Origin of the sequence: Aliiglaciecola sp. NS0011-25, assembly GCF_040370605.1 — a bacterium.
GTDB classification, from domain to species: Bacteria; Pseudomonadota; Gammaproteobacteria; order Enterobacterales; family Alteromonadaceae; genus Aliiglaciecola; species Aliiglaciecola lipolytica_A.
In genome coordinates, this window is record NZ_BAABWR010000012.1 from 1 (window position 1) to 13,224 (window position 13,224).

At 40.8% G+C, this 13,224-nt stretch carries 12 protein-coding genes; 6 read left to right on the forward strand and 6 right to left on the reverse strand.

The features are described 5' to 3' along the window. Positions 1 to 336: 336 nt before the first annotated feature. Positions 337 to 1,239, forward strand: a complete 903-nt coding sequence (locus ABWV72_RS11625) for a LysR family transcriptional regulator (RefSeq protein WP_353370681.1) — start codon at positions 337 to 339, stop codon at positions 1,237 to 1,239. A gap of 378 nt (positions 1,240 to 1,617) precedes the next feature. After that, a complete protein-coding gene (locus tag ABWV72_RS11630; RefSeq protein WP_216050340.1) occupies positions 1,618 to 2,217 on the forward strand; it encodes a Yip1 family protein in 600 nt (199 codons plus the stop codon). Positions 2,218 to 2,303: 86 nt separating this feature from the next. Here the strand turns inward: ABWV72_RS11630 and ABWV72_RS11635 are convergent, their stop codons facing one another. Beyond that, the gene (locus tag ABWV72_RS11635) at positions 2,304 to 2,909 is read right to left on the reverse strand and encodes a peroxiredoxin (RefSeq protein WP_216050339.1); all 606 of its coding nucleotides are present in this window, start codon (positions 2,907 to 2,909) and stop codon (positions 2,304 to 2,306) included. A 277-nt stretch (positions 2,910 to 3,186) separates the two neighbouring features. On the opposite strand from ABWV72_RS11635, the gene ABWV72_RS11640 reads away from it, so the two are divergent. Then, positions 3,187 to 3,381 carry a bacterioferritin-associated ferredoxin gene (locus tag ABWV72_RS11640; protein ID WP_216050338.1) on the forward strand — a complete coding sequence of 65 codons (195 nt, stop codon included), beginning with the start codon at positions 3,187 to 3,189 and terminating at the stop codon, positions 3,379 to 3,381. A 70-nt stretch (positions 3,382 to 3,451) separates the two neighbouring features. On the opposite strand, the gene ABWV72_RS11645 is transcribed toward ABWV72_RS11640, so the two are convergent. Continuing rightward, positions 3,452 to 3,793, reverse strand: a complete 342-nt coding sequence (locus ABWV72_RS11645; protein ID WP_216050337.1) for a Grx4 family monothiol glutaredoxin — start codon at positions 3,791 to 3,793, stop codon at positions 3,452 to 3,454. Positions 3,794 to 4,128: 335 nt separating this feature from the next. On the opposite strand from ABWV72_RS11645, the gene ABWV72_RS11650 reads away from it, so the two are divergent. Then, entirely contained in the window at positions 4,129 to 4,710 is a 582-nt protein-coding gene (locus ABWV72_RS11650; RefSeq protein WP_216050336.1) for a superoxide dismutase, read from the forward strand. Positions 4,711 to 5,369: 659 nt separating this feature from the next. Here ABWV72_RS11650 and ABWV72_RS11655 read toward each other — a convergent pair. Together ABWV72_RS11655 and ABWV72_RS11660 are read right to left on the reverse strand one after the other, a co-directional pair. Next, positions 5,370 to 7,409: an FAD-dependent oxidoreductase gene (locus ABWV72_RS11655; RefSeq protein ID WP_353370684.1), complete on the reverse strand. Its 2,040-nt coding sequence runs from the start codon at positions 7,407 to 7,409 to the stop codon at positions 5,370 to 5,372. A 23-nt stretch (positions 7,410 to 7,432) separates the two neighbouring features. Next, positions 7,433 to 8,305: a crotonase/enoyl-CoA hydratase family protein gene (locus ABWV72_RS11660; RefSeq protein ID WP_353370686.1), complete on the reverse strand. Its 873-nt coding sequence runs from the start codon at positions 8,303 to 8,305 to the stop codon at positions 7,433 to 7,435. A gap of 191 nt (positions 8,306 to 8,496) precedes the next feature. Between ABWV72_RS11660 and ABWV72_RS11665 the strand changes: the two genes are divergently transcribed. After that, complete coding sequence (locus ABWV72_RS11665; RefSeq protein ID WP_303500183.1) at positions 8,497 to 9,120, forward strand: TetR/AcrR family transcriptional regulator; 624 nt, start codon at positions 8,497 to 8,499, stop codon at positions 9,118 to 9,120. Positions 9,121 to 9,126: 6 nt separating this feature from the next. Here the strand turns inward: ABWV72_RS11665 and ABWV72_RS11670 are convergent, their stop codons facing one another. After that, positions 9,127 to 10,746, reverse strand: coding sequence for a GMC family oxidoreductase (locus tag ABWV72_RS11670; protein ID WP_353370688.1), 1,620 nt, complete (start codon positions 10,744 to 10,746; stop codon positions 9,127 to 9,129). Positions 10,747 to 10,978: 232 nt separating this feature from the next. On the opposite strand from ABWV72_RS11670, the gene ABWV72_RS11675 reads away from it, so the two are divergent. Then, on the forward strand, positions 10,979 to 11,704 hold the full coding sequence (locus ABWV72_RS11675; RefSeq protein ID WP_353370690.1) for a DUF1439 domain-containing protein: 726 nt from the start codon (positions 10,979 to 10,981) through the stop codon (positions 11,702 to 11,704). On the opposite strand, the gene ABWV72_RS11680 is transcribed toward ABWV72_RS11675, so the two are convergent. After that, positions 11,701 to 13,200, reverse strand: a complete 1,500-nt coding sequence (locus ABWV72_RS11680; RefSeq protein WP_216050331.1) for a wax ester/triacylglycerol synthase domain-containing protein — start codon at positions 13,198 to 13,200, stop codon at positions 11,701 to 11,703. The genes ABWV72_RS11675 and ABWV72_RS11680 overlap by 4 nt on opposite strands. Between the last annotated feature and the right edge of the window lie 24 nt (positions 13,201 to 13,224).

The window sequence follows — 13,224 nt, forward strand, 5'->3', positions numbered from 1 at the left end:
TTTAATGTTGATGAAATGCCTTAAAAAGCATAACAGAAGATAAAGACAGAAATCGCCTATTGCTGCCAAATCCAAATTACCCTGGCGCTAAACACTTTTCTAATAACCAGCCCATTTTTGCAACAATTTTTGTTCTGTCTCCTGATTATTCCAATATACCTTATAGGTGAATCTCAATTCTTAGTTAGCACCAAAATGGCAAAACCAACTATTACTTTTGGTCATCTATATAGCCAAATGAGATAACGTTGGCTTAAAATCAGCATTTGAATAGATGAAAGATAGTGGTATATTTTTATGTATTCATGAATTTACTTCATAGAAATTAATCACAATATGTTGGATCGCAATCATCTCACTATTATTAAGGCTGTTGCTGAGACAGGTACCGTTACCCAAGCAGCCTCGCAGTTGTGTTTAACTCAGTCAGCACTTAGTCACGCCATTAAGAAAGTTGAGCTTCACTATCAAGTACAAGTTTGGCAAAAAGAAGGCCGAAAGCTACGCCTTACCCAAGCAGGTAACCAATTACTTAACCTTGCCAACCGTTTGCTGCCACAGTTTGAATATGCAGAACAACAACTTGAACAAATAGCCCATGGCAAAAAAGGCATATTACGCATTGGAATGGAATGCCACCCTTGTTATCAATGGTTGTTGAAAACTGTCAAACCTTTTTTGGCTCAGTGTGAAGGAGTAGATGTAGATGTTCGGCAAAAATTTCAGTTCGGCGGTTTAAGTGCTTTATTGGGCTATGAGATAGATTTATTGATTACACCCGATCCCTTATTCCACCATAATGTGCGCTATACGCCGGTATTCGATTACGAACACGCTCTGGTCGTATCAGGACAATCTCCCTTAGCTGAATTGCAACAACTTAATCCTGAGGATTTAAGCGAACAAACCTTAATTACTTACCCGGTGGAAGCCAGTCGCCTGGATATTTTCAGCCATTTTTTGACCCCCTCAGGTGCCAGCGTTAAACAGCATAAAATTATTGAGAATACTGAGATAATGCTGCAAATGGTAGCCGCAAATCGAGGCGTTGCAGCGCTACCGCGATGGTTAATTGAAGAATACCAACAGCATATGGATATAAAGCCAATATCATTGATCAGTCCGACTGCCAAAAATGGTATTCAGAAATCGATACACTTGGGTATTCGAGAAAATGAAACGCCACCAGAGTATTTGAATAGATTTATGGAATTATCCAAACGAGTGAAAGTAACCTAAACCGAGTTGGTCGAACAAGTAGCGTTTGCAGAAAAATCATCGCAAAATAACGGCATTTCAATCAACCTGAAAATTTACATAAATCCTTTAACCTTGAGTGTTACTTCCCCCATTTTTTTACAGATCGGCGAAATTTCGTCCGGCAAAATCTAAATAGCCCGATCTTCGCACCCTAAAAAATACCATCATCTGTGCTTTTTCAGATAACTATGCGGAATATTTACAATAAACATCACCTAAATACGATTATTTGCCGTAAAACTAAACAAATCAGTTGACGAAAAATCGTTTGTAAAAGAAACTATTGTTAACATTTTGTTATTAATTGGTTATTTTAAAATTAATGACGGTACAAAAAGCCACCAAAGGAGTCGTATCTTGGTACTAAATCACTTATGGGGTATTTATACTCACCCAAAAGAAGAATGGCATGCAATTGACGAAAGGCATGAAAGCTACTTCTACAGTCTGAGTCACATATGCATCATTTCACTCATTCCTGCTATTTTGAGTTATTACTCTTCCTATCATTTGGGCTGGAGTATTGGTGTTGGAGAAGTCATTAAATTAGATCAGATGTCTGCCGCATCTTTGGGTATAGGCATGTATTTTGGCTTAATTGCAGGGGTCATTGCCCTGGCTATTATCATTTATGAACTTGCCAAAGTGTTCGATTCTAACCCGAGTTATACACAGTCGTTAGAACTAGCTGCGTATACTGCAACTCCGCTATTTATGTGTGGATTTGCAGCGTTTTATCCTGCGCTTTGGTTTGTTATGGTGGTAGCTTTTATCGGTATCTCCTACTCTATTTACTTGTTGTATTCAGGTGTGCCCATCATGTTGCACATACCTGAAGATAAAGGTTTTATATATTCTAGTGCGGTGGTTACCGGTGGCCTTATTCTTCTTGTAGTACTGATGGTAGGTTCGGTGCTGTTGTGGAGTGTAATCGGCGACCCCGTATTTACTCACTAAATTTTAAACGCTCATAAAAAAAACCGCGAAACCTTTACAGTTACGCGGTTTTTTATTTTCTATGACTAATTAACAGCTATTGCTAATTAAAGCGCGTCAGAATTCTCTGCAAGATACTTAGCAACACCTTCTGGAGATGCATCCATACCTTTTTTACCTTCTTGCCAGCCTGCAGGACAAACTTCACCGTGCTCTTCATGGAAGTTCAAAGCGTCAACCATGCGCAACATTTCGTCAACGTTACGGCCTAGTGGCAAGTCGTTCACGACTTGGTGACGTACGTTACCTTCAGCATCGATTAAGAAAGAACCACGGAAAGCAACGCCCGCGTCAGGATGCTCTACATCATACGCTTGGCAAATTTCATGTTTAGTATCAGCTACCAAAGTATATTTCACTGGACCAATACCGCCTTCATTAACTGGGGTATTACGCCATGCGTTATGGCTAAATTGTGAATCGATTGAAACACCGATAACTTCTACGCCACGCTTAGTAAATTCTTCATAACGTTTATCAAACGCGATCAACTCTGACGGGCAAACGAAAGTGAAATCTAAAGGATAGAAAAAGATAACGGCTTTTTTACCTTTAATATTTTCGCTAAGGGTGAAACTATCAACAATCTCTCCGCTTCCAAGAACTGCTGCGGCAGTGAAATCTGGTGCTGGACGACCAACTAGTACACTCATTTTTTTCTCCATTTATTAGTGAAAGCATTTATAAACGCAAATGCATGTTCGATTAACGATTTAAAAACCTTGTAAGCACAATATAAGACTAGAATAATAAAACCCAAGGAAAACAATAAACTTTTTTTAATTAAATCGACAAAAAACAGTATTCACGATTCTATCCCCTGCTATCAATCACTTTTTAAAACAATGTATAACAAATAAGCAAATTAGCTATTGAAAAAGATACAAATAACAACTATTATCATTTGCATGAAGATTGAGGTGTAATTAAATGTACGTTTGTTTGTGTCACGGCATTACTGATAAAGCTATTGCAAAAGCTGTCCGCGAGGACGGTATTGGAAGCACTCGAGAATTGCGCGCCAAATTTGGTGTCGGCAGCCAGTGCGGTCGTTGTATACAAATGGCACAAGATATCATTGACACAACTATTATCGATGAAAGCCTGTTCAAAGAAGTCAGTTAAAACAAATTTAAATCACAAAAAAGGAGCATTACGCTCCTTTTTTAGTTTTTAATCTAGCTTAAAATAAAACTTAGCTTTCTTTGTCTTGCTCAGCATTTTTTTCTGCAGTCTGTTTAATCAAAGGCTGCAATTCACCCTGCTGAAACATTTCCATTATAATGTCACACCCGCCAACTAGCTCGCCATCAACCCATAACTGTGGGAATGTTGGCCAATCTGCATATTTTGGTAATTCGGCACGAATGTCAGGGTTTTGCAAAATATCAACATACGCAAATTGCTCTCCACAAGACATTAGGGCTTGAGAAGCCTGTGAAGAAAAACCGCAACTTGGCAGCTTCGGAGACCCTTTCATATACAATAAGATTGGGTTTTCATTAATTTGTTGTTTGATTTTCTCTACAGTGTCCATTTTACCACTCTCTAAATTAAGTTAATTTGAATATGGGTGTTAGTTTACCTGTTTCAAGCGCTGCTTTCCAAAAGGTTTGCTAAATTACGCAGATTTGTCACAATCATTGGAAATACTTGAATAAATGCAAATTCATAAATAATCTAACGACTTCGTAAAAAGTATTTGTAATTCGGGTTGATAATTAGCATCTTATCCCCAGATCATCATTTATAAATCATAGTATTACAGTAGAATGAAAGCCTTTATTGAGGCTTTACATTCTAAAAATTCACGCTAGCATTTAGCCTGACAGTAATTTAATAACGCTAAGCTCACATTAATGGAGAATTTACATGGCTTTTGAACTACCCCCGTTACCATATGAAAGAAACGCTCTAGAACCGCATATTTCTTCTGAAACTCTTGATTACCACTATGGTAAGCATCACGCTACTTATGTAACTAAACTAAACGGTTTAGTTGAAGGTACGGCAATGGCAGATATGTCATTGGAAGATGTGGTTAAGCAATCAGACGGCGGTGTATTTAACAATGCTGCACAAATCTGGAACCACACATTTTACTGGAATAGCCTAAGCCCTAATGGCGGCGGCGAACCAACTGGTGCGTTAGCTGATGCTATAACTGCCAAATGGGGTTCTTTTGACGACTTCAAAGCAGCCTTCAACGACAAAGCGGTAAATAACTTTGGCTCAAGCTGGACTTGGTTAGTAAAAACTGCTGACGGCAGCCTAGACATCGTTAACACTAGCAATGCTGGTACTCCAATCACTGAAGAAGGTGTAACACCGCTTATCACAGTTGATTTATGGGAACACGCATACTATATCGATTACCGTAATGTTCGTCCTAACTACTTAGGTGGTTTTTGGGCATTAGTTAATTGGGAATTTGCGGCAGCGAATTTCGCATAAGTTTTAGTTTAAAAGCTAAATCAAAAAAACCAGTCAAATGACTGGTTTTTTTATATTCAAAGATAATCTCGGGGCTAAAGCACCCGACTACAAATTTATCGTTAAATCACATTGAATAACAACCTGTAGCACGGCCTTCAGACCCTGGATTTATTGGCTTCATGCAGATCGAAAGCACCCACCCACAAATTCATCGTTAAACCACATTGAATAACGACCTGTAGCACGGCCTTCAGACCCTGGATTTATTGGCTTCATGCAGATCGAAAGCCCCCCCCCCACACAGATTCATCGTTAAATCACATTGAATAACAACCTGTAGCACGGCCTTCAGACCCTGGATTTATTGGCTTCATGCAGATCGAAAGCACCCACCCACAAATTTATCGTTAAATCACATTGAATAACAACCTGTAGCACGGCCTTCAGACCCTGGGTTTATTGGCTTCATGCAGATCGAAAGCACCCACCCACAAATTCATCGTTAAATCACATTGAATAACAACCTGTAGCACGGCCTTCAGGCCGTCGATTTATTGGCTTCATGCAGGTCGAAAGCACCCACCCACAGATTCATCGTTAAATCACATTGAATAACAACCTGTAGCACGGCCTTCAGACCCTGGATTTAATGGTTTTTACGCAGTTAAAAAACTCGCCTACAAGGTGGCTGCCAAGCGAGTTCCTTGATTGATAGCGCGTTTTGCGTCTAATTCTGCTGCTACATCTGCGCCACCTATCAAGTGATATGGTTTATTAAGTCCATCGGCTAATTCGCGCAGCGGATCTTGGCCTGCGCAAATAATCACGTTATCGACATCTAAAACTTGAACTTCATCGTTTACTTTAATGTGTAAACCTTGATCATCAATTTTCAAATATTCTACACCGGCTACCATATGCACACCTTTGGCTAACAAACCTGCACGATGAGCCCAACCTGTGGTTTTCCCTAAATTAGCACCGACTTTAGTGGTTTTACGCTGCAGTAAATAGATTTCTCTGCCAGAGGCACTAGGTTGAGGTGTCACTCCCTCTACGCCGGCTCGTGCATTAAAAGTCATGTCGATTCCCCACTCTTTCATAAAAGCAGGAATATTTTGACTGGTAGATTCCCCTTTATGGGCTAAATATTCAGATACATCAAAACCAATGCCACCAGCGCCAATCACCGCTACCGAATTGCCCACCGGTTTCTTATCACGAATAACATCTAAATAACTTAGAACCTTGGAGTGTTCCACACCAGGAATTTGAGGGGTTCTAGGTTTAATACCAGTAGCAATCAATACCTCGTCAAAGTCACCGCTATTTAATAGCTCAGCATCTACCCGAGTATTCAATTTCACCTCGACGTGATGCAGCTCTAATTGTTTTGAAAAGTAGCGAAGGGTTTCATAAAACTCTTCTTTTCCTGGTATTTGTTTAGCAATATTGAACTGCCCGCCAATTTCACTGGCACTATCAAATAAGGTTACCTTATGACCTCGTTGGGCAAGGGAAACTGCAGCTGCCAATCCGGCCGGTCCCGCACCAACAACGGCCATATTTTTAATCACATCTGCTGCGACTATATTAAGCTCAGTTTCATGACACGCTCTAGGGTTTACCAAACAACTTGTATCTTTACCTTCAAATACATGATCTAAGCAGGCTTGGTTACAACCAATACAGGTATTGATTTCATCGGCGCGATTCTCCATGGCTTTGACAACAAAATCGGCATCCGCTAGAAACGGTCTAGCCATAGAAACCATATCCGCATCGCCGCGAGCTAGCACCTCTTCTGCAACCTCGGGCGTATTAATTCGATTAGAAGTAATCACTGGAATATTTAGCGCGCGGCGAAACTTTGCTGTTACCCATGTAAATGCTGCGCGAGGAACTTTAGTGGCAATGGTGGGAATTCGCGCTTCATGCCAACCGATACCAGTATTAATGATGGTTGCGCCGGCTTTTTCTACCGCAAGGCCCAACTCCACAACTTCTTCGTAAGTTGAACCACCCTCCACTAAATCGAGCATGGATAGTCGATAAATAATAATAAAGTGTTCACCCACAGCTTCTCTAACACGTCTAACCACCTCAATGGGAAGACGGATTCTATTGCTGTACTCTCCGCCCCACTCATCATCACGGTGATTCGTTCGGCTAGCTATAAATTGATTTAAGAAATAGCCTTCAGAGCCCATTATTTCGACCCCGTCATAACCGGCTTTTTGTGCTTGTTTGGCGGTGAATACAAAGTCGTCGATTTGCTGTTGGATTCCAGCTTCATCTAACGCTTTGGGTTTAAATGGATTAATTGGCGCTTGAACCGCCGAGGGAGCAACGAGCTTGGGATTATACGCATAACGTCCTGTATGCAGTATTTGCATACATATTTTACCGCCTTCAGCGTGCACAGCATCAGTGATAAATTTATGTTCGGCTATACGTTTATCACTATCGAGTAAATTAGTTTTCGCATGGGTTGCTCCTACTTCATTTGGTCCAAACCCGCCGGTGACAATCAAGCCAACACCGCCTTTTGCCCGTTCTCTGAAAAAGGCAGCCATACGAACATGGCCATTTTCGGCCTCTTCAAGCCCCGTATGCATTGAGCCCATGATGACTCGGTTCCTTAGCGATGTGAAACCCAAATCAAGGGGTCTAAATAAATTCGGATAAGGTGCACTAACTTTTAAATCTGCGGTCATTGTTTTTTGGTCCTGTATTAAATTTATTTGTTGGTCATCATCGAGCTTTTATCCAGAAGCTCGGCATATTGCGGCATGCGTTTTTGCTGTTGCGATGCCATGGCTTCTTGAATATCAGGCATTTGGAACATGCCAGACTGCCATGTCGCCATATAGGTAAGACTGTCTTGAACACTGTGATCTCGGGTGTAATTAATCATCTCTTTACATCCGGCAACGGCCATAGGTGAATTCATGGCGATCTTTTGCGCGATTTTCATCACAGCGTCTAGCATCGATTCTTGATCTTCAAATACTTTATTGACAAAACCTTGGGCCATCGCCTCTTCAGCACTCCAATTTCTGCCGGTAAATGCCAGCTCTCTAACTAAACCTTGAGGAATTAAATGCGGTAGACGTTGCAAAGTACCAACATCGGCGGTCATGCCAATTTCAGTTTCTTTGATAGTGAAATAGGTGTCTTGGGTGCAATAACGGCAATCTGCGGCGCAAATCATATCCACAGCGCCACCAATAACCCCACCTTGGGCTGCAACTAATACCGGCATTCTTACTTGCTCAAGGGCATTAAATGAATCTTGCAACTCCAACACTGAACGTCTTAGTCGTTCAGCTCTTCGGGCAGGTTCTCCGCTAAAATCTTTGGCCATTTGGGTAAATACTGACAAATCCATACCCGCACTAAAGTGCTTTCCTAAAGCGGAAATAACAATCACTCTCGCTGCCGACTCATGATCTATTCGTCGGACAGTTTCTGGTAATTCATGCCAAAATTCGGGGATCATGCTGTTAAGTTGCTCTGGTCGAGACAGCTGTATGTGCGCAATATGATTTTCTATTGATACAGTTAACGTGGTTAATTGTGAAAAATCTAAATTTTTATTTGAGTTTTCCAAAACGATTTTCTCCAAGATGGTACACAGGTAATAAGTAAAGCACGCCTACCTAATTGAGGCTGTTTAGTTAGCTTATGCGTACCTATAAATTGGATGAATTCCTCAAAGGAACGCTTAAACTTACCTTATCTAGACAATGTCAAGATAAGGTAAGATGTTGACGCTGTCAAGATCTATGATAAAGTGCACGAATGACCGATAAAAAGCCTCTCAAAGCCCGTTATCACCACGGTGATTTGCGCACAAGCCTTATACTTACCGCCTCCTCAATGCTCAAGGCGCAGGGAGTAGAGAGCTTGTCATTACGTAAACTAGCTGATCAGGTTGGTGTTTCGCGCACAGCGCCTTATCACCATTTCAAAGATAAAAATGAGCTTTTATGCGCGATAGCGGAACAAGGTTTTAGCCATTGGAAGTTACAACTGGATGAAATATTTGAAAATCCGAATTTAAATGAAAAACAGAAATTAAGGGCATTTATTCACGGCTATATTAGTTATGCTGCTGAAAATCCAGAGTTGTATGATTTAATGTTCGGTAGAACAATATGGAAACAAAACAGCGCTACCGATTCGTTGAAAGACATCGCCTACCCAACATTTCAATTTCAAGTGAAAATGACCCGTGATTGGCAACACAAGGGATTATTACCGGCTAGTTTAGATACGCTGCGCTTATCCCAAGTTACTTGGGGGACTATTCATGGTATTGCAAGATTATTAATCGATGGAATTTATGCAAACGCCAGTCATATTGATGAGATGTGTGAAACAGCTTTACAAATGTTTGTATTAAACAGCCAAGATAGTGATTAATTATAGTTACAATTGGTACTGCTGTTTTATCATATCGGCCGCTTTTTCAGCGATCATGATAGTCGGAGCATTGGTGTTACCACCTATTAAACTTGGCATCACTGACGCATCAACCACACGCAGGCCTGTTATTCCCTTCACTTTTAGCTGACTATCTACCACCGTCATGGGATCTTCAGTGTTGCCCATTTTACAAGTACCAATGGGATGATAAATGGTCTCTGCCCGTTTACGTAGATAAGCTAATATTTCTTCATCTGATTGTGCAGCAATACCTGGCCCGATTTCACGGGAACCGTACTGATTAAATTCACTCGTTGCCAATAATTCACGGGCTTTGCGAACGCCATCAATCATTACAGCTATATCATCTGGATGGCTTAAATAATTTGGGTCGATAATCGCCGGAGCCAATGGATCTGATGATGCCAACCTTATTTCACCTACGCTTTTAGGATATAAACAACAAACATGGACACCATAACCATATCCAAAAGCGGTGCTACGACCATGATTCAATAAAATTGCTGGTAAAAAATGATATTGCAGATCGGGACGGTCGGTAGCATATTTGGATTTAGCAAACCCACCTGCCTCGGCAATGTTCGATGTCATTAATCCTTTACGTCCAAATAAATATTGAAATACTGATTTGATATACATAGGTAATGACGGCAGCGCTACAGCGTAACTTTCTCTGGCTTCACATCGCTGCTGGACGATAGCATCCAAATGATCTTGTAAATTCTGCCCGACACCAGGTAAATCAACGTTAACCTTTATGCCATGTTCAGCCAGATGCGCTTTAGGGCCAATTCCAGATAACATGAGTATTTGCGGGCTATTGATAGCTCCGCCACAAAGCAGCACTTCTTGCTTCGCGTTAAGCTGTATCAATTTGTCTTTTAAATGTAATTTAACTCCAGTAGCAACACCATCATCAACAACAATATGTTCCACTTGTGCATGGGTGAGCACGGTTAAGTTAGAGCGTTGTAAAGCTGGTTGCAAATAGCCTTTTGCACTAGAACATCGTTGCCCATTTACTTGAGTTACTTGATAAAAACCTAAACCTTCCCGTTCTTCTCCGTTGAAGTCTTGTAGAATTGGCATGCCCACTTGTGCGGCGCTTTTAACAAAAGATTGGGATAATTTGTTGGTGTGGCGTAGGTCATTAACATGCAACAACCCCTGATTGCCATGATTGTCACTGCCACCGTGTTGTTGCCGTTCAGATTTAATAAAATAAGGTTTAACTGACTGCCAATCCCACCCTTGAGCGCCTTGGGCTTGCCAGTCATCGTAGTCTTTCTGATCACCGCGTATATAACACATTGCGTTTATCGAACTAGAACCGCCTAAGGTTCTACCACGAGGCCAATATAATTCTCGATTGTCTAGGTTAACCTGTGACGCGGTATTATAATTCCAGCCGACATTTTTAATTCTTGAAAGCAATGACAAACCAAAGGGAATATGGATCAAAGGATTGGAGTCTTTTCCACCCGCTTCAAGCAGACAGACCTGAACATTGGGATTTTCACTTAGCCGAGAAGCCAATGTGGATCCAGCCGAACCTGCGCCAATAATAATAAAATCAAATTGGGTCTGTTTTAATTCATGCATGTCGGCTTCTACTTCAAAGGTTTTTTGTTAGTTACAACTACGAATAAATAGTTACTTAAGTTCACAAAGCTAGTCAACTGCTCTGATGTCATACCAGTCAGTTTACCAAAAAATAAAATGGGTTGTTACTTTAATGTACAAATGAAATGAAATAAATAACGCCAAACTTGACATTAAAAGCCTCTCACCTTCACACTTAGTGCTGGATAATGATGAATAAGTTAACAACTACGTGGCAGAAACACTTAGAAAACGGTTTTCACTAAGACTCAATAAGTTCATTGCTAAATGGATGATCAAGCTAGGCAAAATAAGCCATGTAGATTATACCGTCGAAGAGTTAAATGATTTGGCAAGGCCACATTTTCCGCAACACCTAGACGTCGACGTCCCTGTGGGTAAAGGCACATTTACCATTCTTGAGACAGAAATAGACATTCCACGCAATAGTAATACCGTAAAGGTACAGCTTTATTCAAGCTTAGATATTGATGCGGTTAGCAATCCACTTTATCGCGCGCATTTGCTAATTGTATTGGATATGACACCCAAATATGATGCTGAAAATAAGACTGTGACTATCGACTCACTAGACTTGGATTCAATTAGGTTGATTAATGACGAATATGCGTTACTTAATGATTCAAAGCAACTTCTCGATCTAGTATTGCCTAGAAGCGTAAAAAATTTAATATCTGGTACCTTCAAATCGGCTTTAGGCTTAATGACTGCGGGAAGTTCAGATATTGCCTCTGATTACTTGCGATTATATTTATCAGGAAGCAAACAACGGGTATTGGATTACCACAAACCGCAGATTATTAAGTTACTAGATGAAACAAAACACAACCCAGAATTTGTCTATAAACTGGACGAAAACGATTGGCAAGAAGCTTTGTTCATCCAACATGGCCAATCAGTTTGTGTAGAGCAACGTTGTGTCAGGTTTAAATTCTAAGCAGACTTTTTAGCTGTATTTTCTGACTCCAAGTGGTCGTGATCGGCTTCTTCATCATAGACCTCATCATCCACAATAGACAAGTCGGTTTGACGCACACGTTCACCAATATCGTCAATGTTCAAAGACGGATCATCAATACACCTTTCCAACATCTCAAAAGCTTCGGTGAAATAAACAGATAAAGTCTCCAAAGATTTTACGTTTTTATCACAGCAAACAATCCCCACATTTGCAGTTCCTGCATAGGTAATTAAAGTGATATTTACGCCTCCACCAGGGGTCATCGTTGAAATGGGATAACAGGCCAATAATTTGCTGTCTTTTAAATAGCGCACATCTGTTGGGCCAGGCACATTGGAAATTAGAATATTGGCGATAGGACGCACAAAGTCAGACAGCCGCAACATTTCAAATATCAATGAGTAAGACTGTATTAGCACAGTGTAATAACTGAATGCTAAGGGTCTGGAGCGCTTTGCCGCGCGTTTTACAATACGATGATTCTCGATGATTTGGCGCAAGCGTAAATAAGGATCATTTTTACCGTGAGCCAAGCGCACAGGCACGATAGCTATTTTGTTCCCCGCGGCCTGATCACCAGGTTTTCGCAGGTTGATTGGCATATTAGTATAGAGCGCTTTTTTGAAAGTGTGTCCTCTATCCATTAAAAATCGATGAACCCCAATATCAAAACAGCAGAGTAAAATTTCATTGGCAGATGCTCTGGCACGCTTACTCAAACCTCTAACTCGAGCAAAGTTTAAGTCTACCGTGGACACCACTCGACCTTTCTTAACTTGGCCAGTTAATATGGTTTTAGTGCCAGAAAAAGGCAAAGGCATGTAGGTTGAGTTGATGCGGGTTAGCTTCATCAATAGACGCAAAACGATATAGAGTAAGTCAAACACCACCATAAACAGTTCAAATGCGCCACCAAATACTAAGGTGAAAATACCTAGCTTACGGCGTTTGCGGCTTCGTCTTTGTGCCGCCCAAACCGGAATAAATGTTTCCGTGTTCTTTTCCGCCAGATAGCCAGCTTGGAACCAACGAATTAACGTTGCCCCATCACCATACAGATGATGGACTTTGGCATAAATCGCATATTCTTTATTCTTATTGTCAGTAATAAAGTGGTACTGCCAAAGAGGTTTATCACGATCCAGCCATTCTTCATGCAATTTGGCAACAAATTTATGCAGCGCTTCTTTGTCATTAACGTCGTCAACCACATGGTACTTGACGTGATAATCCATATCTAACTTGTCAATTTCATTGAGGCCGATAGGAAAACCCATAAACGTTTTAACCGTGCCATTGAAGGGACTAACGCCTTTATCGAATTGCTTCACCTCATTACACAGGTTTTCAACGTATTGTGGGGAGGCATCTTCTGGCATTTCCAAAAGCTGTAAACTTGCGACATGTTTTGGATTATCTTCAGACTCAGTAATCCAAAATGTTTTGTCGAGAAATGAAAGTTTTTTACTCAATCTCAATATTCCTTAAACGTACGG

Coding starts and splice junctions, on each gene's coding strand:
- ABWV72_RS11625 (WP_353370681.1), top strand. CDS start 337: ATGTTGGATCGCAATCATCTCACTATTATTAAGGCTGTTGCTGAGACA.
- ABWV72_RS11635 (WP_216050339.1), bottom strand. CDS start 2,909: ATGAGTGTACTAGTTGGTCGTCCAGCACCAGATTTCACTGCCGCAGCA.
- ABWV72_RS11640 (WP_216050338.1), top strand. CDS start 3,187: ATGTACGTTTGTTTGTGTCACGGCATTACTGATAAAGCTATTGCAAAA.
- ABWV72_RS11645 (WP_216050337.1), bottom strand. CDS start 3,793: ATGGACACTGTAGAGAAAATCAAACAACAAATTAATGAAAACCCAATC.
- ABWV72_RS11650 (WP_216050336.1), top strand. CDS start 4,129: ATGGCTTTTGAACTACCCCCGTTACCATATGAAAGAAACGCTCTAGAA.
- ABWV72_RS11655 (WP_353370684.1), bottom strand. CDS start 7,409: ATGACCGCAGATTTAAAAGTTAGTGCACCTTATCCGAATTTATTTAGA.
- ABWV72_RS11665 (WP_303500183.1), top strand. CDS start 8,497: ATGACCGATAAAAAGCCTCTCAAAGCCCGTTATCACCACGGTGATTTG.
- ABWV72_RS11670 (WP_353370688.1), bottom strand. CDS start 10,746: ATGCATGAATTAAAACAGACCCAATTTGATTTTATTATTATTGGCGCA.